General features: G+C 50.6%; 26 protein-coding genes. 17 read left to right on the plus strand and 9 right to left on the minus strand.

The features are described 5' to 3' along the window. Positions 1-159 precede the first annotated feature (159 nt). From GS398_RS08965 to GS398_RS08975, 3 genes are read left to right on the plus strand one after another with little or no spacing between them, the layout of a single operon-like run. Complete coding sequence (locus GS398_RS08965) at positions 160-891, plus strand: GntR family transcriptional regulator (RefSeq protein WP_160906428.1); 732 nt, start codon at positions 160-162, stop codon at positions 889-891. 53 nt (positions 892-944) lie between these two features. Further along, a complete protein-coding gene (locus GS398_RS08970) occupies positions 945-1,847 on the plus strand; it encodes a prohibitin family protein (RefSeq protein ID WP_160906429.1) in 903 nt (300 codons plus the stop codon). Between the two features lie 21 nt (positions 1,848-1,868). Beyond that, positions 1,869-3,338 (plus strand): T9SS type B sorting domain-containing protein, encoded by a 1,470-nt coding sequence (locus GS398_RS08975; protein ID WP_160906430.1) that lies wholly within the window; start codon positions 1,869-1,871, stop codon positions 3,336-3,338. A gap of 2 nt (positions 3,339-3,340) precedes the next feature. On the opposite strand, the gene GS398_RS08980 is transcribed toward GS398_RS08975, so the two are convergent. After that, positions 3,341-4,123: a hypothetical protein gene (locus tag GS398_RS08980; RefSeq protein WP_160906431.1), complete on the minus strand. Its 783-nt coding sequence runs from the start codon at positions 4,121-4,123 to the stop codon at positions 3,341-3,343. 78 nt (positions 4,124-4,201) lie between these two features. Beyond that, complete coding sequence (locus GS398_RS08985) at positions 4,202-4,402, minus strand: YqaE/Pmp3 family membrane protein (RefSeq protein ID WP_160906432.1); 201 nt, start codon at positions 4,400-4,402, stop codon at positions 4,202-4,204. Between the two features lie 163 nt (positions 4,403-4,565). Between GS398_RS08985 and GS398_RS08990 the strand changes: the two genes are divergently transcribed. Genes GS398_RS08990 through GS398_RS09000 form a run of 3 tightly spaced genes read left to right on the plus strand, consistent with a single transcriptional unit; the run spans position 4,566 to position 7,316 of the window. Further along, complete coding sequence (locus GS398_RS08990) at positions 4,566-5,030, plus strand: hypothetical protein (RefSeq protein ID WP_160906433.1); 465 nt, start codon at positions 4,566-4,568, stop codon at positions 5,028-5,030. An 8-nt stretch (positions 5,031-5,038) separates the two neighbouring features. After that, complete coding sequence (locus GS398_RS08995; RefSeq protein WP_160906434.1) at positions 5,039-5,686, plus strand: hypothetical protein; 648 nt, start codon at positions 5,039-5,041, stop codon at positions 5,684-5,686. Then, a complete protein-coding gene (locus tag GS398_RS09000) occupies positions 5,667-7,316 on the plus strand; it encodes a response regulator (RefSeq protein WP_160906435.1) in 1,650 nt (549 codons plus the stop codon). Before GS398_RS08995 ends, GS398_RS09000 begins: the two co-directional genes overlap by 20 nt. On the opposite strand, the gene GS398_RS09005 is transcribed toward GS398_RS09000, so the two are convergent. Further along, the gene (locus GS398_RS09005; protein WP_160906436.1) at positions 7,313-8,044 is read right to left on the minus strand and encodes a DeoR/GlpR family DNA-binding transcription regulator; all 732 of its coding nucleotides are present in this window, start codon (positions 8,042-8,044) and stop codon (positions 7,313-7,315) included. The two genes, GS398_RS09000 and GS398_RS09005, sit on opposite strands and share 4 nt — an antisense overlap. 83 nt (positions 8,045-8,127) lie before the next feature. Between GS398_RS09005 and GS398_RS09010 the strand changes: the two genes are divergently transcribed. Next, positions 8,128-8,523, plus strand: coding sequence for a BlaI/MecI/CopY family transcriptional regulator (locus tag GS398_RS09010; RefSeq protein ID WP_160906437.1), 396 nt, complete (start codon positions 8,128-8,130; stop codon positions 8,521-8,523). Positions 8,524-8,535: 12 nt separating this feature from the next. Then, complete coding sequence (locus GS398_RS09015) at positions 8,536-10,080, plus strand: M56 family metallopeptidase (protein ID WP_160906438.1); 1,545 nt, start codon at positions 8,536-8,538, stop codon at positions 10,078-10,080. Between the two features lie 13 nt (positions 10,081-10,093). On the opposite strand, the gene GS398_RS09020 is transcribed toward GS398_RS09015, so the two are convergent. The 3 genes from GS398_RS09020 to GS398_RS09030 are packed head-to-tail and all read right to left on the minus strand — an operon-like array spanning position 10,094 to position 14,096. After that, positions 10,094-10,810: a phosphatase PAP2 family protein gene (locus GS398_RS09020; protein WP_160906439.1), complete on the minus strand. Its 717-nt coding sequence runs from the start codon at positions 10,808-10,810 to the stop codon at positions 10,094-10,096. 38 nt (positions 10,811-10,848) lie between these two features. Continuing rightward, positions 10,849-13,404, minus strand: coding sequence for an ABC transporter permease (locus GS398_RS09025; RefSeq protein ID WP_237488147.1), 2,556 nt, complete (start codon positions 13,402-13,404; stop codon positions 10,849-10,851). An 11-nt stretch (positions 13,405-13,415) separates the two neighbouring features. Next, positions 13,416-14,096: an ABC transporter ATP-binding protein gene (locus GS398_RS09030; protein WP_160906440.1), complete on the minus strand. Its 681-nt coding sequence runs from the start codon at positions 14,094-14,096 to the stop codon at positions 13,416-13,418. 157 nt (positions 14,097-14,253) lie between these two features. Between GS398_RS09030 and GS398_RS09035 the strand changes: the two genes are divergently transcribed. The 6 genes from GS398_RS09035 to purE all read left to right on the plus strand — a co-directional run bounded on the left by GS398_RS09035 (position 14,254) and on the right by purE (position 19,271). Then, the gene (locus tag GS398_RS09035; RefSeq protein ID WP_160906441.1) at positions 14,254-14,943 is read left to right on the plus strand and encodes an arylesterase; all 690 of its coding nucleotides are present in this window, start codon (positions 14,254-14,256) and stop codon (positions 14,941-14,943) included. Positions 14,944-15,048: 105 nt separating this feature from the next. Beyond that, positions 15,049-15,228, plus strand: coding sequence for a hypothetical protein (locus GS398_RS09040; protein ID WP_160906442.1), 180 nt, complete (start codon positions 15,049-15,051; stop codon positions 15,226-15,228). Next, the gene (locus tag GS398_RS09045) at positions 15,229-15,942 is read left to right on the plus strand and encodes a 3'-5' exonuclease (RefSeq protein WP_160906443.1); all 714 of its coding nucleotides are present in this window, start codon (positions 15,229-15,231) and stop codon (positions 15,940-15,942) included. It abuts the gene before it with no gap. Continuing rightward, positions 15,939-17,621, plus strand: a complete 1,683-nt coding sequence (locus tag GS398_RS09050; protein ID WP_160906444.1) for an ABC transporter ATP-binding protein — start codon at positions 15,939-15,941, stop codon at positions 17,619-17,621. Before GS398_RS09045 ends, GS398_RS09050 begins: the two co-directional genes overlap by 4 nt. Positions 17,622-17,645: 24 nt before the next feature. Then, the gene (locus GS398_RS09055) at positions 17,646-18,785 is read left to right on the plus strand and encodes a 5-(carboxyamino)imidazole ribonucleotide synthase (RefSeq protein ID WP_160906445.1); all 1,140 of its coding nucleotides are present in this window, start codon (positions 17,646-17,648) and stop codon (positions 18,783-18,785) included. A gap of 18 nt (positions 18,786-18,803) precedes the next feature. Then, positions 18,804-19,271 (plus strand): 5-(carboxyamino)imidazole ribonucleotide mutase, encoded by a 468-nt coding sequence (gene purE / locus GS398_RS09060; RefSeq protein ID WP_160906446.1) that lies wholly within the window; start codon positions 18,804-18,806, stop codon positions 19,269-19,271. Between the two features lie 2 nt (positions 19,272-19,273). On the opposite strand, the gene GS398_RS09065 is transcribed toward purE, so the two are convergent. Beyond that, positions 19,274-19,837, minus strand: coding sequence for a YqgE/AlgH family protein (locus GS398_RS09065; RefSeq protein ID WP_160906447.1), 564 nt, complete (start codon positions 19,835-19,837; stop codon positions 19,274-19,276). 138 nt (positions 19,838-19,975) lie between these two features. Here GS398_RS09065 and pdxH point away from each other — a divergent pair, with 138 nt between their 5' ends. Genes pdxH through GS398_RS09080 form a run of 3 tightly spaced genes read left to right on the plus strand, consistent with a single transcriptional unit; the run spans position 19,976 to position 22,353 of the window. After that, the gene (gene pdxH, locus GS398_RS09070; RefSeq protein ID WP_160906448.1) at positions 19,976-20,629 is read left to right on the plus strand and encodes a pyridoxamine 5'-phosphate oxidase; all 654 of its coding nucleotides are present in this window, start codon (positions 19,976-19,978) and stop codon (positions 20,627-20,629) included. A 1-nt stretch (position 20,630) separates the two neighbouring features. Next, positions 20,631-21,131 (plus strand): NADH-quinone oxidoreductase subunit C, encoded by a 501-nt coding sequence (locus tag GS398_RS09075; protein ID WP_160906449.1) that lies wholly within the window; start codon positions 20,631-20,633, stop codon positions 21,129-21,131. 52 nt (positions 21,132-21,183) lie between these two features. After that, positions 21,184-22,353 (plus strand): NADH-quinone oxidoreductase subunit D, encoded by a 1,170-nt coding sequence (locus tag GS398_RS09080; RefSeq protein ID WP_160906450.1) that lies wholly within the window; start codon positions 21,184-21,186, stop codon positions 22,351-22,353. On the opposite strand, the gene GS398_RS09085 is transcribed toward GS398_RS09080, so the two are convergent. Both GS398_RS09085 and GS398_RS09090 read right to left on the minus strand, forming a co-directional pair. Then, complete coding sequence (locus GS398_RS09085) at positions 22,350-23,447, minus strand: S1C family serine protease (protein WP_160906451.1); 1,098 nt, start codon at positions 23,445-23,447, stop codon at positions 22,350-22,352. The genes GS398_RS09080 and GS398_RS09085 overlap by 4 nt on opposite strands. A 12-nt stretch (positions 23,448-23,459) precedes the next feature. Further along, a complete protein-coding gene (locus GS398_RS09090) occupies positions 23,460-24,026 on the minus strand; it encodes an RNA polymerase sigma factor (protein WP_439649221.1) in 567 nt (188 codons plus the stop codon). Positions 24,027-24,120 lie beyond the last annotated feature (94 nt).

Consider the following 24,120-nt stretch of genomic DNA (forward strand, 5'->3'; position numbering starts at 1 on the left):
ACAGTTAGTAAAATGTTACCAGGTAGTTAATACCAGCATATTTTATATGTACAAACATAGTGTTTTCATTCCGGTATAGAGCGACAGGGGCGGGATTGCCTGCCTGTTCATACATTCAATCATTATTGTAACTATATTTGGCGCTATACCGACCGATCAATGAAGTACAGTATCAATCATAAGAGCCATATTCCTCTCCATATCCAGGCAGAAGAGCTTCTAAGGAAGATGATCAGCGACCCGGAATATGCCAGTGGAAAACTGCTGCCAAATGAGGTAGTACTGGCCAAGCAACTGGCGATTTCGCGCACCACGCTCCGGCAGGCGCTTAACAAGCTGGTTTTTGAGGGGCTGCTGGTACGTAAAAAAGCGGTAGGCACCAAGGTGGCCAGCAAAACAGTAAGTTCCCGGTCGAACAACTGGCTTAGCTTTTCGCAGGAGATGGCTGCGCGGGGTATCCCGATCCGCAATTTCGAGCTGCATATTAGTTGGGTTACCCCTGAAGAAAGCGTGGCTAACTTTTTCGAGATCGGCATGGATAAGAAGATCCTGCGCCTCGAACGCCTCCGCGGCCGCCAGGAAGGGCCGTTCGTTTATTTCGTTTCCTACTTCCATCCGCGGGTAGGGCTAACCGGCGACGAGGATTTTAAACGCCCGCTTTACGAAGTATTGGAAAAGGACCATTCGGTAGTGGCCACGCTCTCAAAAGAAGAAGTGAGTGCCAAGGCTGCCGATAAATTCATCTCTAAAAAACTGGAAGTAGACCAGGGAACACCCATCCTGATGCGTAAGCGTTTCGTTTTTGACCAGGGCGACAGGCCAATCGAATATAATATCGGCTATTACCGTGCCGATAGCTTCGTATACACCACGGAAAGCCGGAGGGAATAGCCAACTTCCCCGCCGAATGTTATCTTTACCCTGCTTAACAAATTTAACCGACTATGTTTCTGATTATACTGGGCGTACTTATCATCGTCATCGGCTTTTTTCTCTCCCGCGGCGAAAGCCCTGCCAAACGTTTCAGCGGAATTATCCGGCTGGCCGGCATTGGCCTAGCCCTCATCGGCGCGGCATTCTCCATGTTTAAGGTGATCGACGCCGGACAGGTTGGCGTTAAAAAACTATACGGTAAAGTGGACGATGACGTGCTGTACAGCGGCCTCAACATCATAAACCCGCTGGTGGACGTAACTACGTTCGACATTAAAACACAAAATTACACGATGTCCGGTCAGCATAACGAGGACGGTAAATCTACCGACGATGCCATCCGCATCCTTACTTCCGACGGATTGGAAGTAACGATCGATCTTTCTGTACTGTTCAGCGTTCGTCCCGATGACGCACCCAAGATCCTTAAAGAGATCGGGCCGGACTACCTGGACAAGATCGTGAGGCCGATCGCGCGTACCGCAATCCGCGACAACGCGGTGTCGTACGAAGCCATCTCCCTGTATTCCATCCGCCGCCAGGAATTCCAGAACAAGATCTTTAACGTAATTAATGAGAGCTTCGCCAAACGCGGCCTGAAGCTCGAACAGCTCCTGATCAGGAATGTAACCCTCCCGGAATCTGTCCGCAAAACCATCGAATCGAAGATCAACGCAGAACAGGATGCGCAGAAGATGCAGTTCGTGTTGCAAAAGGAAAAACAAGAAGCGGAACGAAAACGCGTTGAAGCTCAGGGCATTGCCGATTACCAGCGCATTTTGTCGACCGGCCTCACCGACAGGCAATTGCAATACGAATCGATCCTGGCTCAAAAAGCCATCGCTTTATCTCCTAACACCAAGATCATTTTAATGGGAAATGGAAAAAATCCGGTAATACTGGGCGGCAACTGATCCGCCGCCCGCTGCAATACTATGAAGAGCCCTTTCGCCCGTTATTTCGCCGTTTTCGCTGTACTCTGCTGGTTACCGGTTTTAGCCGCGGCGCAAACATGCAGCGGTAGCCTCGGCGACCCGGTAGTAAACTTTACTTTTGGTAAAGGCGCTGCCGAATCTGTCCCGCTGCCCGGCGCCGCTACCAACTATACGTATCTCCCCTCCTGGGGATGCCTGAACGACGGCTATTACCAGGTTGCCAGCAATATTACCAACTGCCACACAGGTACCTGGTGGCAGCTTACTGAAGATCATACCCCGGGAGACCAGGGAGGTAACATGATGATCGTAAACGCATCAAACAACCCTGGGGTATTTTACCAGCAAACGGTAACGGGCTTATGCCCCAACACCACGTATGAGTTTGCGGCGTGGATCATCAATATCGATAAATCTGATCCAATACTCCCGAACATTTCCTTTTCCATTGAAACAACTTCGGGGCAGGTACTGTCGCAACCCTACTCTACCGGTAATATCCAAAACTCTTCTACACCCACCTGGGTTAAATATGGCTTCCTGTTCAGCACCACCCCGGGCGTGCAGGACGTAGTGCTGGTGATCCGTAACAACGCCCCTGGCGGACAGGGAAACGACCTCGCGCTGGACGACATTACCTTCCGCGCCTGCGGACCGGTATTGAATACGCAAAATACCTCGCAGGCCAATTCCAGCGAAGTTTGCGAAGGTACCGCCAGCACGGTAAAGCTGCTGGCTACCACCTCGGCCGGGTTTAGCGATCCCGTGTACCAATGGCAGGTGAACCAGAACGACGGCACCGGATGGACCGATATTGCGGGAGCCACCGGTCTGACGAGCCAGTACCCGGTAAATGCCGCCAGCTCAAAAGGATATAGTTTCAGGCTGGCATCGTCAGAACGTGCCAACATAGGTTCGCCAAGGTGCCGTGTATATTCCCTGCCATTTGACCTGCCGGTGGTCCCGAAGGTTACCGCAGATGCCGGTCCTGATAAAGTAACTTTCGAAAATCAGCCGGTAAAGCTTGAAGGAAAAGCCACAGGGAAAAAGTACACCGTACTGTGGACCCCGGCCGATTACCTCGACGATCCTACTTCGCTGCAGCCGCTGGCAAGCCCGCCCACAGACATGACGTACCGGCTGCTGATCACTTCTGACGATGGCTGCACCAGTTCAGCCGCCGGCGAGGTGAAAGTAAAAGTGTATAATAACCTGGTGATCCCCAATACGTTCTCGCCAAATGGCGATGGGATTAACGATACCTGGCAAATCATCGGGCTAAGTTCGTATGTCCAATCCATCACACGTATTTACGACCGGTACGGCTCGATGGTGCACCAGAGTAAAAACACCAACCTGGTGTGGGACGGTTCGATAGACGGTAAAAAAGCAGGCCCCGGCACCTATAACTATATTATCAGGCTGAACGATGGAAGCACCTTTTCGGGCTGGCTGATGCTGGTGAGATAATCCTAAAATGCGAGCATATAAATAAATACGGCGATCGCCATAACGACTATCTGCACCACCATCGACAATAAATAGGTAAGCACGCTTTTCGCAGCGGCGGTGTACCATTTCACCTGGAAGAACTGCATAAAGGTGATAGAAAAGCAGGCCATGGTAAGCAAAAAGGTAAGCATGATAATTGCCGGCGCCTGCAGGTGCAGCAGCATCGCCACCAGCAGGATCAATATATTGAGCGTATTGATCTGGCACATGGCGAAAACGATCACCATAACGTTTTCCGCATAATTATAGCCGCGTTTCTTAAACTGCCACCAGCAAAACAACGCAAATGCCGGTACCATAATGAGCGAAATAATATTGGTGTGCTCCTTTGTGAAATTATCTATCGCCAGTTGTTTCTCCTGGAACTTATTGGATCCCTGCGCGGAAATATCTTTGCGCATGGCATACATCGACTGGTAAAAATCCGTTTTCGACATCAGCAGCATCACCAGGCCAACGCTCAGGATCATGTACTGCACCGGGTTAAACATCTTCCGTTTACCCTCTACAAACTCCAGCGCTTTAACGCCGGGCTGGATGGTCACGCTCCAGGCGAAGGGGAAGATCGCTTTATCGGCGTGCAGGAAAATATGGCCAAGGTCGTGCATCAAATGTGCTACCGTTAGCCGGTGCGATGCGCGCTGCCCGCAGCTATTGCAAAAACTTCCTGTAAAATCGGTACCGCAGTTTTTGCAGCCATGGGCGGAATGAACCGCTTTGATCGTTACATGCTCTTCTGTCATATCGGGTAGAAAGATAAGCGGCGCGGGAGAAATTATCAACCCCTGCCGTCACTTTATAAAACAATTGCGTACGTGCGGTCAGCGCTTTGATGCGTTGATCGCCCTGATCAGCCTCTCATTGCGCCGGTCTGCCCGGCTGTTGTTTAACGACATTACCGCCCATATCGCCGCAGGCAGCCAGCCGATCAGGGTGATCTGCAGGATCAGGCAAACAATTCCTGTGAGAATCTTTCCCCTAACAATGAACGAGAGGAACGGAAGAAGAATAGCCAGCAACATGTTATTAATGTTAAGATTTTAGTATTTATTACTTCAGATAAAAAAAACAGCGATTTGTTTCGTTATTTCAAACATAATAGATTCCAATATAACGCCTTTCTACAAAGAAAAAATAATCTTTGTCCAACGAGAAATGTATTTTTATCGCAAATAGATTAATACCATGTCAAACCCACTCACCCAACCTACCACCGTAAAAATCCCGTTAAAAACCGCCGTAAGGAAAACCACCAACTGGCGCGAGTTTATGGCCTCCAAAACCAGCCCTGCCGAAGCCGGCAAAATACCGAAAGCTGTGTACATCTCGAGGGCAGATATTCTCGGGCTGGCCGAACAAATGGAAAAAGACGATACCTTAGTCGGTGCACGTGCCTATTTCACGCTCGATAATGAGGCTGCCGAAATACTGGCAAATAATGTAACCTTCGTTTTGGTGCTCGTCCAGGACACCCAAGACCCCAAATACCCCAATGGAAAGGACGTTCTTACCACCCCCGATTCCCTGAAGAGCACCATGGGCGATCCGGACCCGGGAGATTCAGATATTTACGATTTTACCATGCCTTGCCCCGATTGCTGCGATACATTAAGCCCGCTATATAACGGAGCCTTAAAGAAAAAAAAATAGGCTGATCTATGGCCTCTTTTTTCTACATCTACGTGGGATATGTGGTGCCCGCAAGCACACTTATACCCGTCGTTGCCGGGTTTATTTTCTACGACCGCATAAATAAGCCGCTGCGTGCACTTTTAATTTATTTGTGCGGCGCTTTTGTGGTTAATGTAGTGGCGACTATTATGGCGCTGAATAACCAGAATAACCTGCTGCTGCTTCACTTGTACACTATTTTTGAACTGGTAACGGTACTTTTCTATTACCTGCATGCATTTGCGGATAAAAGGGCCAGCTACTGGATCACGGTCATTATGATCGCTTTTACGCTGCTGTGCATTTTGAACATGTTCGTGCAAACCGTTTACCGGTTCAATACCTATACCCGGCCGTTAGAAGCAATAATTATCATCGTATTTAGCGGAATATACTTGTCCAGGCAGAACAACGTGGCACATCGCGACCCTACCACCACCTCGGGAAGATGGGTGGCCAGCGGTTTCCTGGTATACTTCTGCAGTTCGCTTTTCCAGTTCATTTTTTCCAATGTGGTAAGCGCCACCGTTCCCAAAAACATCAAACTGCTGATCTGGGAGCTGCATGCTACGTTCGTGCTGATCATGTACCTGTTTTTTTTACGGGCCATAATGAATGAACAACGTCAAAGATAACATCGATGTATTAGTGATAACGGCTATGATGTGCTCCTTCACGGTCGTTATCTGCTTTCTTATCGTAATTTATCGGAAACAACTCGACGTTTTTCGCCATAAACGCGCCAACCAGGCCAAAAGCGCATTTCTTGCCGCCATGAGTCACGAGATCCGCACACCTATGAACGGGGTGCTGGGTATGGCTTCACTCCTGAATGAAACCGAGCTGAACAGCGAACAGCAGGAATACACACAAGCCATTATCAACAGCGGCGAAGCATTGCTCAGCGTGATCAACGACATCCTCGACTTCTCGAAAATAGAGTCCGGAAAAATGGAGCTTGATCTGCATAGCTTCGACCTGCGAAACTGCGTAGAAGAGGTATTCGACTTGTTCTCCGGCAAAGCGGCGGAATCCGGCCTCGACCTGATGTGCGAAGTGGACCACCAACTGCCGGCGTTGCTGGTTGGCGACGGCATGCGCATCCGCCAGATCCTGGTAAACCTGGTGGGCAACGCCATGAAATTTACGGCCAGGGGCGAAATATTTCTTGGCGTGTCGCTGATAAAAAACGTAAGCGACCAGGAACTGGAGCTGGGATTCGAAGTGCGCGATACCGGGATCGGCATTCCCGCGGCACAGGTGAACAACCTCTTTAACGCCTTTTCGCAGGTCGACTCGTCCACCACCCGTAAGTACGGCGGTACGGGCCTGGGCCTTGCCATTTGCGACCGCCTGGTGCGATTGATGAACGGTACCATCTCCGTGACAAGCGAGCCTGGCCTCGGCAGCACCTTCAGCTTTACCATCCGATGCCACATAAGCCGCGAACTGCAGGCAGCTGCCGGGCAGGTAAACATGGTGGAGATCGAGGGACGCCGCGTGCTGGTAGTAGACGATAATGACACCAATCGCCGCATCCTCGGCCTTCAGCTGGCAGAATGGAACCTCAGGCCGGTAATGATGCCAACCGGCGCCGATGCGCTCGCTTACCTAAACAGTCATCCACTGGTAGACCTGGTGATCACAGATATGCATATGCCGGGAATAAACGGGGTGCAGCTTGCTGCCGCGATAAAAGACCAATATTCCGCACTACCCATTATCGTGTTAAGCCATGGCGGCGAAGAGACCAAACGAAAACACCCTGGGTTGTTTGTAGCCGTGTTACCCCGTCCCGTAAAACAGCAGCAACTTGGCAGGGCGATCTTACTGGCCTTCCAGCAGGCAAAACCTGAACCGGCACAAAAGCCAAAGAATGTGCTAAGCACCGCATTTGCGGTTGCGCACCCCATGAAGGTACTCGTAGCGGAAGACAACCTGGTTAACCAGAAACTGATCATGAAGGTCCTTGAAAGATTGGGATATGCGCCCGACCTGGCGGTGAGTGGTGTGGAGGTGCTCCAAAAGCTGGACGAAAAGTCCTACGACCTGATCTTAATGGACATCCAGATGCCTGATATGGATGGCCTTGAAGCTACCCGGCAGATCCGCAGAAACTATACCGAACAGCCCCATATCATCGCCATGACCGCCAACGCCATGATCGAAGACCGGGAGGAATGCTTTAAGGCTGGCATGAACAATTACATTTCTAAACCCATCCGGCTGGAAGCGCTGATGGCACTGCTGGAAGAAGCTTCCTAAAGAATGCCGGTGCCGCAATCCCGGTAGGCGTTAAGACATGGATCTGCGGCGTCCAGTTCCGTAACCAGGTAGTCGATCTTTTGCCACCCGCAAACCTGTACCGGCAAACGCCTTGCTAAGGCCCCGGGCGCAGTTATGCACACCACCTTATCGGCACTTTCAATCATCGCTTTTTTAACCTGCGCCGTTTCCCAGTCATCTTCCATCAATCCCCGCCCGGGGTCTATGGCGCCTGCTTCTACCAGGCAAATGTCTGCGCGTACCTGCCTGATCCTCGCGATAGCTTCACCGCCGATAGCCAGTTTAGAGCTTTTAACGATCTTATCGCCTATCAGGATCACTTCCACCGAAGGATGATCACTGTAGGCAGCGGCCACCTTCATGCTTACGGAAAGTAACGTCGCCTTGAAATCAGCCGGAAGCATAGCGGCCAGTTCCACGAGCGGCTCACCTCCCCCGGTCAAAATATAGGTGTGTTCAGCCAGTAACGGAAGGATCTTGCCCGCGATGACCCGGCTGGGTGAAACGGGCAATTCAACCTTGTCGTAACCCGGCACCAACGCCCCCCCATGTACCGTGATCACCTTACCCTGGTCTGCCAGCTCCCGGAGATCGCGACGTATGGTATCGTCGGAAACGCGGATCGCCGCCGCCAGGTGCGCCGACACCACCCTGGTATGCAGCGCCAGGTACCTGAGTATATAAGCGTGACGTTCCTTCTTTAGCATGGACACAAAGATGTGGAATTTTCTTAACCTACGAATATATTCATATCTTTATTTTCGTACGAATATATTCATATCTTTACGGGATGAAACCAGGCAGACCAAAAAGCGATATCCAGGAACCTTCGAGATCTGAATTAGAGATCCTCAAGGTACTGTGGGAATCGGGCACGGCGACGGTACGTTTTGTGAACGACCGGCTGAACGAACAGAAAGCAGGCGTGCAATATACTTCTACCCTGAAACTGATGCAGATCATGCTGGATAAAGGCCTGGTAACCCGCGACAACAGCCAGATGACCCATGTTTACCGGGCCGCCACCGCGGAGCACAAAACAAAAAAAGCGTTGCTCGACCGGTTTGTAGATACCATTTATGATGGATCGGCAAGCAGCCTGATGATGCACCTGCTGGGCAGTACGAGGCCCTCCAAAGAAGAACTGGAAAAATTTAAAGAATTGGTAAAGAAAATGGAATCATAAGTTAGCAGCCTGATGACAACCACTGTTCAATGGAATTTAAATAACCTGGTTAATCCCTTGTTCTGGACCCTGTCACATTCATTATGGCAGGGCGCATTGCTGGCATCGCTTGCAGGCATGGTGCTGGGGCTCACCAGGCGGTCGTCGGCCGCGTTCAGGTACAATATCCTGGTTACGTTGTTTGCGGCTTTCGTTACGGCAACGGTTTTTACATTTTGTGCAGAGATCGCCAAAGGAACAGCAGGCGAAAAAGATGCTCTTATGCTGCCTGCGGCCGGGTCTGGCAGCCAGCCAGGTGTGTTGCTGCCAGATCAAACCTTCATTAATCTTATCGTTAACTACATCAGCACGCACACTTCCTGGCTAATGCTCAGCTGGTTTTCTCTTTTCCTTTACCACCTCTTCAAAATAGCGATCGGTTTCCGGTATGTCTATTCCGTCAGGTCGGCTGGCACGAACCGCGTCGCCGCCAATTGGGAAACCCGGCTTCCGCTGCTTAAACAGCGACTCGGGGTTCAAAAAAACGTTACCCTACTGGAATCTATTCGTGTAAGCGTGCCCGTTACCATCGGTTACATAAAGCCGGTCATCCTCATCCCGGTGGGATTATTGGCCCAGCTCCCGCCCGGCCAGGCCGAAACGATCCTTCTCCATGAACTGGCACATATCCGCCGGGGCGATTACCTGGTAAACGTGGTGCAGCGGGTTGTCGAAACGGTGTTTTTCTTTAACCCGGCATTGTTATGGCTGTCGTCGCTCATCCGCCAGGAACGGGAAGCCTGCTGTGACGACCTCGTAATTAACCATACGCCGCATAAAAAGCTGTACATCGAAGCGCTGATCGCATTCCAGGAGTATGCGCTTACCCCTAAAGGCTTTGATCTCGCACTGTGTGGTCCCGCTTCTCAACTGGTAAACCGGCTGGAGAGAATGCTTACAAAAAAGAACAAAATGCCGTCATTCCGGGAAGCGCTGCTGCTGATCTTTGCGGTTACGATCATCAGTTTACTTGCTTTCGCATCGGCGGAACAGCCGACAGTAAAACTGTTACAGGCTGGCCGTTATTCAAAGACCGGGCCGGCAAACGCGCTTGCATCGCCGTTGCCCGCGGAACTTGTCCGCCCAAAGACCACCCGCCGCGGAACCGAAATGACTCGTTCTCCCGAAAAGTGCGAGGCAATTATCTTCACGCCCGATACGTTGCGTTTATTTAAAAAAACGACCCTTCCGGCCGCGGCCGATCTTAACAAAAAAGATTCACTGGCAAGGGCACTGCCCGCAGAAAACCCTGATCTATCTCAACCGGAACATATTAACGAACAGATCCTGGCCAGGCTAAAGGAGCTCGAACTGATGCGGGCCGACCTTCAGTATAAACGCGACGGCCTTAACCTTAAACGCGAAGAATTAGCGGGAAACAAACAGGATGCTCCAAGGATACTGGAAGAGATCAGGCTGATCAAGGAAGATATGCAAGTGGCAAAGGATGAGATCGGCGTAAAAAAAGACGAGATCGGTAATTTAAGGAGCCTGCTCAACCAGGCCGATAGCAGGTAAACGCCGGGGCAAACTAATTTTCTACCACGGGCTGCAGCTTTTTGCGGCTGTACTCTTCGATTTTCCGGATCACGTATAACGAAAGACATAGCCAGATCGCCCCGGCGCAATAACCGCCGAGTACATCGCTGGCATAATGTACTTTAAGATAAACGCGGCTCAGCCCGATCATGAACACTACCGCAACGAGGAGCGCCGCGATCGCCACCCGGTAACCTGGTTTGATACGCCTGTTGCGCCACGTGAAAAAGATGATCAGCCCGTAAAACGTCACACTGCTCATAGCATGCCCGCTGGGAAAGCTCAGCCCGATAGCAGGGTCGAGCAAGGGCATCGGGGGGCGCGGACGTGCGAACCATTCCTTTAATATCAGCATCATCAGCACACTGCTAAGCGCTACAGACACGATCCGGACCGAGTACCACCGTCGTTTCCGGATAAACAGGAAGTAAAGGATCAGTAAAAGGTTCGCTGTAACGAGGAAAGCCGCGTTGCCCAGGATGCTGAAAAAAAGCATTAACCGGCTGTTGCTATCGCTTACGAAACCGGAAAGATAGCTGAAAACCCGGTTGTCGAAGCTACTGCGATGGGCAAGAAAAACATAGCCGGCGATGACAAAGAACAGGATAGACGACACCAGGAAGAGCGCCAGGCCGGCCAGCGTTTCTGCCGCAAGCAGCGCAACCTCGGCGATGACTTTGTGAATGACTTTCTTTGTAGAGCGGAGCATCGCTATTAGATACGTTTCAGTATGGAGAAAGGTTTGGTTTACGCATTCAGCACTTCCAGCGGCGCCCGGTTTACTACTTCCCGGCTGTTAAACAGGCCGATAAGCACCGTTAACGCCGAGATCGACACAAAGATAAAGATCACCGGCAGCGGCTTTATCACCAAAGCCGTTTCGAACAGGTAAGCAGCCAACGCCCAGCTTCCGGCGAAGGAAAGCAGGATGCCGGTTCCCGCGGCAAAGCTTCCCAGGAAAAAGTACTCCAGGGCGGTAATCGCCAGGATCTGCCGGCGGGTGGCGCCCAGGGTACGGAGCAGCACGCTTTCGCGGATCCGCTGGTACTTGCTGATCAGCACCGAAGCGATAAGCACGATAAGCCCGGTAACGATGCTGAACCCGGCCATAAAACGGATCACGAACCCGATCTTATCTACGATCTCATCCAGTACATTGAGGATAAGACCAAGGTCGATCACCGAAATCGTGGGAAAACGGCTCACCAGGTCTTTCTGGAACTTCGCCGAAGCCTCGTTGGACGGCACCCTGGTTACCAGTACCCTGAATTGAGGCGCATCCTCGAGCACCCCTTTTGGGAATACCAGGCGAAAGTTGGTTTGCACCCGGTTCCAGTCCACTTTACGAATGCTGCCCACCACCGTCGGTATCAGCGCACCTTGTACGTTGTACACAAATTTATCGCCTATCCTGGCGCGAATGGATCGGGCATACCGCTCGTCGAGCGACACGTAGATTATACCGTCTTTCGCTACCGTTCCGTGCCACTTGCCTTCAATGATCTTTTCGGTATTGGTTACAGAATCCCGGTAGGTTGCCCGCAACTCCCCGTTAAATGCCCGCAGCGAGATCGCCCCGGGCGGGAGTTGTTCGGGTTTGCCGGGTTGTTTCTTACGCTTTTCGTTGTCTTTTTTAACAGCCGCCGCCGTCTTACCGTTAATCTCTTCTACCCGCACGGTAACGATCGGGACTTCCTGGAGGATCGGCAGCCGGTGTTTCCGGGCGAGGTCGGCCACCTGTTTTGCCTGGGTAGTCTGGATATCAAACAGGATCATGTTCGGCTTCTGGCCGCCCGCCGAAAGCGAAACACTGTTCACCAGCGTATCCTGTACAAAAAACAGCGTGCTGATAAACCCGGTACCGAGCCCGATAGAGACCATCAGGATCAGCGTCTGGTTATTCGGTCTGAAAAGATTGGCCAGCCCCTGCCGGTACAAATAGCCGGCCCCCGACGGGAAGAACCGCCTCACCAGCCACATCAGCGCCGACGCTACCGCCGACAGCACAAGAAATGCCGCTACTACCGCAGCGGTAAATGTAAACGCCCCGCTCCAATCCCGCAGCTGCAGATAGCTGAAGCCAACGATAAAAGCGAGGATCAGCAGGTATACCAGCCACTTAAGCGGATCGCGGCTTCCGCGTGTTTCTGTATCAGAGATCCGCAAAGTATTGAGCGGAGAAATATTCCGGATAGACACCAGCGGCAGCATCGCGAAAAGCAGCGAAACAAGCAGCCCGGCTACGATCCCCTGGAGGATCGCTATCCATGAGATCGCCGAAGTGATCGACACCGGCAGCAAGTCTTTTAGCACAACCGGCAACACCTGTTGTACCACGGTACCCAGGGCGGCGCCCAGCACCGAACCGATCAGGCCGATTCCGGCGATCTGCACCAGGTAGATCAGGAAAGCCTGCGAAGCGGTGGTGCCCATACATCGAAGGATCGCGATGGTTGACAGCTTCTCGCGGATATAAATATGGATCGAGCTTGCTACGCCGATACAGCCAAGCAGTAACGCGATAAAGCCAACCAGGGAAAGAAAACGGGTAAGGTCTTCGAACGCCCTTCCGGTATCCCGTTTTTGTGATTGAATGGTCTGTGAATCGATCCGCTCGCCTTCAAATTGAGGATCGAGTTTTTTCACCAGCTTTTCAACCTCGTCAGGCTTGTTAAAACGGTAATAATATTTGTAGCTCACCCGGCTTCCGCGCTGCATCAGGCCGGTTTGTTCGAGGTAACCGAGCGGAATATATACGATGGGTGCAATGGTGGCTGTGAGCCCATTCTGTCCGGGCGCTTGCTCGAGGGCTCCCGCGATGATGAAAGTAACGTTCCCGATAGTAACCGGGTCGCCAACTTTCGCGTTGAATTGCAGCAGCAGCGTTTTATCGACCAATGCGGTCTTCCCCTGCCGGAAAGTTTTGCCCGCTGATAAAGGAACGGTTTTCAGCTCACCATAATAAGGAAAGCTGCCATCCAGCGCACGGACCTGGATGAGCCGCGTTCCGCCGGTGAATGGAAAAAACACCATCGAAGCAAAACTGCGCTCCTCGGAACGCTCATCCCCGAGTGAACCGAGCATCTTTTCCATTTTTGGCGACACCTCTTTACCGGAGCTCACCACCAGGTCGGCGCCAATCAGCGAGGCCGCCTGCCCGTCGATGTCGCGCTGCAGGTTATCACCAAACGAGTAGATCGCCACCAGCGCAGCGATACCAAGGACGATCGATGAGATGAACAGGAATAAACGTGAGCGGTTCTTGCGGCTGTCGCGCCACGCCATCGTGACCAGCCACCTCATGTTGCTATTTCTCATACCTGCGCTCCCCCATCAACCAGCTTTCCGCCTTTGATCCGGATAGTGCGCTGCGTCATCGCCGCAAGCTCCATATCGTGGGTAACCAGTACCAGCGTGGTGCCGGCTTCGCGGTTGAGGTCAAAGATCAGCTTCACCACCTTTTCACTGGTTTCGGCATCGAGATTCCCGGTAGGCTCATCCGCAAAAAGGATCTTAGGTGAATTGGAAAAGGCCCTTGCCAGCGATACACGCTGCTGCTCGCCACCTGAAAGTTGCGTGGGGTAATGGTGACCGCGATCGGCCAGTCCCACCTTGTCGAGCAGCTCCATCGAACGGCTTTTGATGTTCTTTTCGCCGCGCAGCTCAAGGGGAACCATCACGTTCTCCAGCGCCGTGAGCGTAGGAAGCAACTGGAAATTCTGGAAAATGAACCCGACGTATTGGTTTCGTAACAAGGCACGTTCATCTTCGCTTAACTTGTTCAGCATGATATCGTTAAGCTTAACTATTCCCGAACTCGCGCGGTCGAGCCCGGCGCAAAGACCCAGCAGCGTCGTTTTGCCGCTGCCAGAAGGCCCAACAATGGCCGCCGTAGCGCCTTCTTCGATGGAGAAACTGATATTATCGAGCACGGTGAGGGTGCGACCAGCATTCTGGTAAGTTTTGGACAGGTTTTCTGCGGAGAGTATTTGCACGGCTAAATGATAAGGACACAATATCGTGAATTTCAACAGGAAATATCGCGCGACCGTGTAGATGAGTAACTATAAATGACTTAATTTGAGACCAAACATTGCAAAGAATGTTACAGTTGCAGAAACCCTCGCACCCACAACACGTTAGATAAGTAATATGAAAGTTTTTCACCTTGCTCCGCTGATCCTCATTTTAATTTACAGTTGCAATAACAAGCCCGTTAATAATTCAGAAAAGATGCCCGATACCACTAAAGCAACCGACGCCATAGGAAAAACTGCTAAGACCATCCTATTCTTTGGCAACAGCCTCACCGCGGGCTATGGGCTCGACGATCCTTCAGAAGCGCTTCCCGCCGTGATCCAGGAAAAGATCGACTCGGCAGGGTTTTCCTATAAAGTGGTTAATGCGGGCTTGAGCGGGGAAACAACAGCCGGCGGAAAAGCGCGGATCGACTGGCTGCTCAAGCAAAAGATCGATGTTTTTGTATTGGAGCTGGGTGCAAATGATGGCCTGAGGGGTATTCCTGTTGCCGAGACCTCTGCCAACCTGCAGGCAATTACAGATAAGGTGCGGACGAAATATCCCGATGCCAGGCAATTATTGCTCGGTATGGAGGTCCCTCCCAATATGGGAAACCAGTATGTAACGCAATTCAGGGCGATATTCCGCACCATCGCCGACAAAAATCACATGGCTTTTGTGCCTTTTATGCTGAATCACGTGGCAGGTAACCCGAAATTAAACCAGCAGGACGGCATCCATCCTACCAAAGAAGGGACCAGGATAGTGGCCGCCAATGTCTGGGAGGTGTTAGAAGTAATGATTAAAGAAAACCACGAATAATTGTCTAAATATTTTCCTAAGTCTTACCTAAATTAATTTTAAGCGTTTATATATTCCAAATTAAGAAAATAAATTTCTATTATTGACGGCACAGGATTAATAAAAATGGATTTAATACACGCGGAAATTGAGCCGGCAAACGAAAATGACCTGGCCTTTGTTAGAAAAGGACATAGAGATAAAGATAAATTGAGACGCCTGAACGTGATGGTCAAACCGCAGGCGCTGATCGTCCACCCCGAAAGTCCTGATCATGCATTAACCGGGCTTGTAAGTATCTGCTAAATGTTCGAAACGATCGATCTTCAGCAAGTGCTGGTACTGGATATAGAAACAGTGCCGCAATTTGCATCCTGGCAGGAGGTTCCGCTGCATTTTGCTGACTTGTGGGAATTAAAAACCCGAAGCCTGCGTAAGGAAAGCGAGACGGCTGAAGAATACTACCAACGCGCCGGCATTTGGGCCGAATTCGGAAAGGTCGTTTGCATCTCGGTCGGCATCTTTAACGGAAAACCACCGGAGACCGGCTTGAGGATAAAGTCTTTTTCCGGTGACGATGAACGGCTGATCCTCGAAGATTTTATTAGCCTGCTTAACCGTCAACCGGCTTCCCTTTGCCTTTGTGCACATAACGGGAAGGAATTCGATTTCCCTTACCTTTGCAGGCGTATGCTGATCAACGGGCTGAAACTGCCGAAGCAGTTGAATATGGCCGGTAAAAAACCGTGGGAGGTCGGTCACCTCGACACCATGGAGCTCTGGAAATTCGGCGACTATAAAAATTACACGTCCTTAAATCTGCTGGCAGCGGTGTTCGGCATTCCTACACCAAAGAACGATATAGGTGGAGCTGACGTCGGCCGCGTTTACTGGGTAGAGGGCGACGTACAACGAATAAGCAACTATTGCCAGAAAGACGTGATCACCACCGCACAACTGCTTTTGCGATTTAAGGGCTTACCCTTAGTGACTGAAAATAACATTACCATTGTAACATGATCTCCGCTGAAAATCTTGCGATCAGTTTCCGTACGGAAACCGGTTGGGCCGAAGTGGTCCAGGGCATTTCGTTTACGCTTCAACCGGGTAACGTGTTGGGTATCGTCGGAGAATCGGGCTCGGGCAAATCTGTCGCCGCCCTATCCATCATGCGTCTCCACGACCCTTCCGCCACCCGGATCACCGGGAGTATCCGTTTCCACGATACAGACCTTATGGCAATCCCTGAAAAGGAAATGAGGCGCTATCGCGGGAAAGGCATCGCCATGATCTTCCAGGAACCCATGACTTCGCTGAATCCCGTGCTGACCTGTGGCTTCCAGGTCGCCGAGGCGATCAGGCTCCACCGGAAAATCTCTGTAGCGGAAGCGAGGGAAAAAACCATCAGCCTTTTTAACGAGGTGCAGCTTCCGCGCCCGGAGAAAATATTTGACAGTTATCCGCACGAGCTTTCCGGCGGACAAAAACAACGGGTGATGATCGCCATGGCGCTGTCCGGCGACCCGGAGGTGTTAATTGCCGACGAGCCTACCACCGCACTGGATGTAACCGTGCAGCATTTCATTCTCCAGTTACTGCTCAAAATAAAATCAGACCGTAACATGAGTATGATCTTCATTTCTCATGACCTCGGTGTGATCCGGAAAATTGCTGACCATGTATTGGTAATGCATAAGGGTAATATTGTTGAAAGCAATACGCTGGATGCGTTGTTCGCACATCCGCAACACCCATACACCAAAGGACTGTTAGCCTCCAGGCCTGTAATGGGTCAAAAGCTGAAGGTATTGCCGATGATGAGCGACTTTATCGATATCAACGGGGAGAAACCAGCTTTCGTTCCCGTTAAACTGACCGACCGTGAGCTCGACAGCCGCCTCGAAACGCTCCATAGGGCTCCCCCGCTCCTCCAGGTGCGCAACCTGAAGACCTGGTACCCGGTAAAAGAAGGCTTTTTCGGAAAACCCAAAGAGTTTGTAAAAGCCGTGGATGACGTAAGCTTCGATGTATATCCAGGCGAGATTGTTGGCCTTGTAGGAGAATCAGGGTGCGGCAAGACCACCCTTGGCAGAAGTATCGCCCGGTTGATCGAGCCGACGTCCGGCAGCATCCTGTTTAAAGGAAAAGAACTGCTCGGGTTGCCTGCGACCGAAATGAGGAAGTACCGCAGGAACATACAGATCATTTTCCAGGACCCGTTTTCCGCCCTCAACCCAGTCACCACGATCGGCGAATCGCTCCTGGAGCCGATGCGCGTTCACCAGCTATTTGTGAACGACAACCAGCGCCGCGAGCAGGTGATCAGCCTCCTGGAACGGGTAAACCTCTCCGCCGATCATTTTAACAGGTACCCGCACGAGTTTTCCGGGGGACAACGACAACGCATCGGCATCGCACGCGCACTGGCACTTCGTCCGGAATTTATTATCTGCGACGAATCAGTCTCCGCGCTCGACGTGTCCGTACAGGCGCAAGTGCTAAACCTGTTACAGGAGCTTCAAAGGGAATTCAAGCTCACTTATATCTTTATCTCCCATGACCTCTCGGTTATTTACCACCTGGCAGACCGCATGATCGTAATGAATAAGGGAAAAATAGAAGAAAGCGGAGATCCGCGACAAATCCTGTATCATCCCAAGGAAGCATACACCAAGAAGCTGATCGGGTCGATCGTTTAATAATAATTCACTAAACTTGCAGCTATGAAAGCATTCTACGGAGACCTCCGTACAGGAATCCTTGGTGGTGGACAACTTGGACGCATGCTCATCCAGGAAGCCATCAACTTTAACGTGAGCGTCGACATTCTCGATCCCGATCCTAACGCCCCCTGTAAAGACCTTTGTAACCGGTTCGTACAGGGATCGTTAACAGATTTCAGCACCGTATACAACTTCGGCAAAAACCTCGACCTCATCACCATAGAGATTGAAAAGGTAAACGTTGACGCCTTACAAAAGCTGGAGGACGAAGGCGTACTCGTTTATCCCCAACCAAGGGTCATCCGGCTGATCCAGGATAAAGGACTGCAGAAAGAGTTTTTCAAACAAAATGATATTCCCACCTCCCCGTTCAGGCTATTCTCGTCGAGGCGGCACCTGGAGGCTGCGGGCGTTCCGTTCCCTTACATTCAGAAATTAAGGCGTGATGGTTATGATGGCCGTGGCGTTTATAAAGTATCCACCGCTGCAGACCTCAAGCAGGCCTTTGACGCCCCTAGCCTGGTGGAAGACTGGATCGAGTTCGATAAAGAAATCGCCGTAATCGTAGCCCGTAATTCGAAAGACGAGATTAAAACCTTTCCAACGGTTGAGATGGAATTCAACCCGGAGGCGAACCTGGTAGAGTTCCTGATATCGCCTTCTTCCCTCCCCAGGGAGGTGACCGATCGTGCGGAGGCCCTGGCAGTAAAAATCGCATCAGACCTGAAAATTACCGGTTTGCTGGCCGTAGAGATGTTCCTTACCAACGACGGCACTATCCTGGTAAACGAACTGGCGCCCCGGCCGCATAACAGCGGGCACCACAGTATCGAGGGCAACAGGACATCGCAATTTGCGCAGCATCTTCGTGCGATATTCGGCCTGCCATTGGGCGACACCGCTTGCATTGGCAATGCCATCATGGTAAACCTGCTGGGAGAGCAGGGCTTTGAGGGGCTCGCAGAATACGAAGGGCTGGATAAGATCCTAAAACTGGATGGAATTTATGTGCACCTGTACGGAAAGAAGTTTACCAAGCCGTTCCGGAAAATGGGACATGTAACCGTTATAGATGACGATCGTGATAACGCGATCAGCAAGGCACGATTGATACAGGACACCGTTAAAGTAAAAATCTAACACCACTAACACAAAAAAATGGTAGGCATCATCATGGGCAGTAAATCTGACCTCCACATTATGCAGGACGCGGCAGATATCTTGAAAGAATTACAGGTTCCTTACGAGTTGAACGTGGTATCAGCCCACCGCACCCCTGAAAAAATGTTTACCTATGCGCGGTCTGCCGCGGAGCGGGGCTTAAAAGTGATCATCGCCGGCGCGGGCGGAGCAGCTCATCTCCCGGGTATGGTAGCTTCGTTAACCACGCTACCGGTAATTGGCGTACCGGTAAAATCTTCGAACTCTATTGATGGCTGGGATTCTATCCTATCGATACTGCAAATGCCCAATGGGGTTCCGGTGGCTACGGTCGCGCTGAATGCAGCAAAAAACGCCGGCATCCTGGCTGCTCAAATGCTGTCCATTGCCGACGATCAACTGGTTAACCGGTTAGCCGCCTTTAAAGACGAGCTAAGAAAGAAGGTGGAAGAGAACCCGATCTGAGATTAATTCCACATAGGATTCTCGGGAAACTTGGCGATATGCGCATAACGTGGACCAAGCCCTATCACCACTTCCTTCCACAAGTTTTCTTCATCATCGAGAAAAACGATGTCGTTATTGTAGTGGTTGGTAACCAGCCACGAATTCTGCCCGATCTCCTGGTCTAGCTGTGCAACGCCCCAGCCGGAATATCCCATAAAAAACTTGATCTCGTGGGGTTCTACCTGCCCGCTGTTTACCAGCAGCTTGAGGGTTTCAAAATTTCCGCCCCAATAAATACCGTTACCAATCTCTTCGCCACTATTCATCCTGTCATAACACCGGTGGATAAAATGCAACGAATCACCTCCTACCGGCCCGCCAACAAACACCGCATGATCTGCTTCGGGGCATTCTTCGAGAATATCCCTTAGCAACAGGTTGCTGCGCTGGTTGAGCACATAGCCTACCGTTCCGTTTTCATCATGCTCGGTCAGTAGTACCACAGAACGCTTAAAATTGGGATCAAGCATGAACGGTTCGGACACCAATAAACCCGATGTCCTGGGAGTGGTTGGATTTAACATATGGTTAAGTTGTTTACGCGGTAATAACAATAAATGATCACTATACCAAGTACGTAAAAATCGGGGCAAAAGTTTGTTTATGACGAAGCATCAACGCACCATTCGTCATATTTGTTAAGTTTGCATAAACTCTTCATAATGGCACTTGACAATAAAATAATTGAAAATCTCCGCCGCGACTACCAGTCAGCTACACTTTCTGAAAAGGAAGTATCGCCCGATCCTTTTAACCAGTTTTCCCACTGGTTTTCGCAGGCGATGGAAAGCGGCCTGCATGAGCCAAATGCCATGACGCTTGCAACCGCCACACATGATGGAAAACCCTCTGCCAGGATAGTGCTATTAAAAGGATTTAACCGCGATGGTCTCTTCTTCTACACTAACTACCTGAGCCGCAAAGGAAAGGAACTTTCTAAAAACCCGGTAGTAGCCCTCGTGTTTCATTGGGGAGAACTGGAGCGGCAGGTCCGCATTGAAGGTACGGTCGAGAAATTAAGTAAAGAAGAATCCGAAATATATTTCCATTCGCGGCCAAAAGGCAGCCAGGCCGGCGCCGTGGTTTCGCCGCAAAGCCAGGAAATTACCGACAGAGCGGCACTCGAAAATCAATGGGAAGCGCTAGAAGCAAAATATGCGGATAGCGAGATCCCTAAACCTGCCTATTGGGGAGGTTATGTGGTTCGTCCCCAGGTGTTTGAATTCTGGCAAGGACGAAGCAACCGCCTTCACGACCGGATCGTTTACCGCAAAGCCGATAAAAAGAACTGGAAAATCATACGCTTAGCACCATAAGATGAATTTCAATGACGTAAAAGTATTGATTGAAGAGAGGTTCGGTCCCGATGCTATCCTGGGAACAGAAGAAACCGGGTTACAGCCTGCCCTCCTGGTCCAACCCGACCGAATCGCCGGTATCTGCACCGAACTAAGAGATAATCCCGCTACGTATTTCGACTTCCTGGCTTGCCTCACGGGAGTTGACCATGGTGCTGACGAACGGGCTTTTAGCGTGGTATACCACCTTTCTTCGATACCTTACAACACGCAGCTGGTCCTGAAAGTAAAAAAACAGGTTAACGAAACTTCCGGAGAAATGCCCTTTTTTGATACCGTATCCCCGGTTTGGAAAACCGCCGAATGGCATGAACGTGAGGCCTTCGACCTGCTTGGCATTTACTTCACCGGTCACCCGGACTTACGGCGGATCCTGCTTCCCGACGACTGGGAAGGCCACCCGTTACGAAAGGACTATGAAACGGCAGAATATTACAACGGAATTAAAATCGATTTCTGAGGGCTATCTGCGATTGGCTGATGGCCTTCAGCTGCTAGCTGACAGCTAAAATATGACACGTTACGAAGCCCTCCTATCCAATATCGAGCCCCAGGAAATGATCCTGAACATGGGTCCCCAGCACCCCTCCACGCATGGCGTATTGCGTTTGGAGCTGATCACCGACGGCGAGATCGTAAAGGAGGTAATCCCGCATATAGGTTACCTGCACCGCTGTTTCGAAAAACATGCCGAGAACCTTACTTTCCAGCAAACTATTCCGTTTACCGATCGCATGGACTACCTGGCGTCGATGAATAACAGCCACGCCTGGGCGATGGGCGTTGAACGTATGCTCGGTATCGACAAAGAGATTCCCAGGCGGGTGGAATATATCCGGGTGCTGGTTTGTGAACTGAACAGAATCGCGTCTCACCTGATAGCGGTGGGCACTTATGGCATCGACATCGGTGCTTTTACCCCGTTTCTCTGGTGCTTTCGCGACCGCGAACATATTATGGGCATGCTCGAATGGGCATCGGGTGCAAGAATGTTGTACAATTACATTTGGGTAGGCGGTTTATTTTATGATCTCCCGGTAGGGTTTGAAGAAAGATGCCGCGAATTCGTCGACTATTTTAAACCCAAAATGGTTGAGTTGAACCAGTTGTTAACGGATAACCAGATCTTTATTTCCAGGACGGCGAATGTGGGCGTACTACCTGCCGATGTCGCCATCAATTACGGCTGCTCGGGACCTATGCTAAGAGGTTCGGGTATAAAATGGGATCTTCGCAGGGCGGATGAGTACTCGGCTTACCCCGAGCTGGAATTCGACATCCCGGTAGGCAAAGGCCTGATGGGCACCGTGGGCGACTGCTGGGACCGCTACAAAGTACGCATCGACGAAATCGAACAATCGGTATTTGTCATCGAACAGTGCCTTGAACGGCTTCAAAAAGAACTGAAACGTACACCGGATTTCGATCCGCGCGGAAAACTTCCCCGTAAGATCGTACCCAAAGCCCAGGATTTTTACGTTCGGGCAGAAAATCCCAAAGGAGAATTGGGCTTCTATTTCGTTTGCGATGGCAGAACAGAGATCCCTAAACGAGTTAAAGCCCGTGGACCGAGCTTTAACAATTTATCTGTGATCTCAGAAATTTCGAGGGGAGTGTTGATCGCCGACCTGGTAGCGATCATCGGATCCATTGATATTGTACTGGGCGAAGTGGACCGCTAATGCTTGGCCGAATATGCCTTCACCATAAATACATACTTCTTCAGTTTATTGTACTGCTCATTGCGGCTCAGACCGGAAAGACTGTTTTTCTTACTGAGTACTAATTTATCGGTTAACGAGTCAGAAGGAATCGCCTCAATGGCCTTTAAAAGAAAGCTTGATTTGGTGGCAAATGCCGCACCTTCCATACTCGCCTGTTTAGCCTGGATCAAACCGATCACGTTACCCCGGTTGTCAATCAATGGTCCGCCGCTGTTTCCCGGGTTCACATCGATGGAAACCTGGTACTGCGTCGTATCACCCCGGTAGCCCGTCGACGCACTCAAGTAACCTTTTCCGTATACCTGGCTGTCACGGGGATAACCGACGGTAAACACATCTTCGGCCGGGCCGGATTCAGACTTCTTAATGAAATAAGGCAACGTCGTAAATGCCTTAAAATGCGGATCCGTGATCTGGAGAATGGCCACATCATAGGTAGCATCCGTATAAACTACCCTGCCTTTATATGATTCGCCGTCGCTGTTCTGAATATATACCGAATCAGCACCCTTTACGATATGCAGGCCCGTGGCAATATAATTACCGGATAACGCAAAGCCCGTACCGCCGTAAGTACCTGGATTTACCGGGCCATGATTCAAGCGACTTTTAACAGAGCGTATTTCCCTGTCGGTCATCCTAAGCTTATCTTTAAAATCCTGGCTCAGCTGCACTAAATCGCTCTTGGTGGGGCTGAAAGTACCCGTATACAGCAAGGTAGAAAGCAGGGTGAACAACGCAACCGAAGCCGCAATCGCAAGATTAAAGCGATGTTTTGCCCATAATTTCTTTATGATCACCTCGTTGGGCGTAACCGAGCGCCTGATGGACGCAATATCCTGTTCGCTGTGGATATCCTCAAGGTCGGCAAGCAGCTGGTGCCGTTTGCCATAATCAGACAGCTGTTTCATAAAGTTGAAATGATTCACTACCAGTTGGTCGACGGCAGGGTCATTTTCGCGCAGCTGTTCAAAACGTTCACGATCTTCCGCAGACAGCTCGTCCCTGAAGTACGCCTCTGCCTTGTTGATCAAATCTGTTTCACTTTTCATTCTTACGTGGTATTAAACCTGGAAAAATAGCTTTTTCAGGCGCTGCAGGCATTTGTACTTCTGATTTTTGGCGTTATCCGCGTTGGTGTAACCAAACTTCTCACAAATATCCTGCATGGAATTGTTGTGTATATAAAAATCTTCGATGATGGTTTTGCAGGGCTCCCCCAGCTTTCCAAGCGCAAGCCCCATCATCCTGAACTGTTCATCCTTTTCCTCGTGCTGCTCCAGGTCCTGTTCTACCGGGAGAATATCTTCGAAATCCCGGATAGATCCCGATTTCCGGGCCAGTAACGTTAGTTTCTTAAGCCATAATCGCCTTGCGACCGAATAAATGAACGTCTTTAGTTTACTGCTCAGTTCAAAATTACCCTGCTGAACTTTATTGTAAAGTACGATCACCGTCTCCTGGAAAATATCCTTCGCATCATCCTCATCACCATTGTTGGTAATCACTAACTGCATCACCATCGGAAAATATGCCTTGTACAACTCATTTAATGTTTCCTTCGATCCATTTAAGAGACCGAAGACAAAATCACTATCTGTTGGCCCAGGCTTTTTAATCTCGTTTTTCACCATTAATACGCTACACTGCTCAATTGTAACCCAATGATAAAGAAAATATTTAAGGGCAAAACAGCAGGTTACCTTTTTTACAAACGGCGTATCA

It is taken from the genome of Hufsiella ginkgonis, assembly GCF_009834915.1.
Lineage (GTDB): Bacteria > Bacteroidota > Bacteroidia > Sphingobacteriales > Sphingobacteriaceae > Hufsiella > Hufsiella ginkgonis.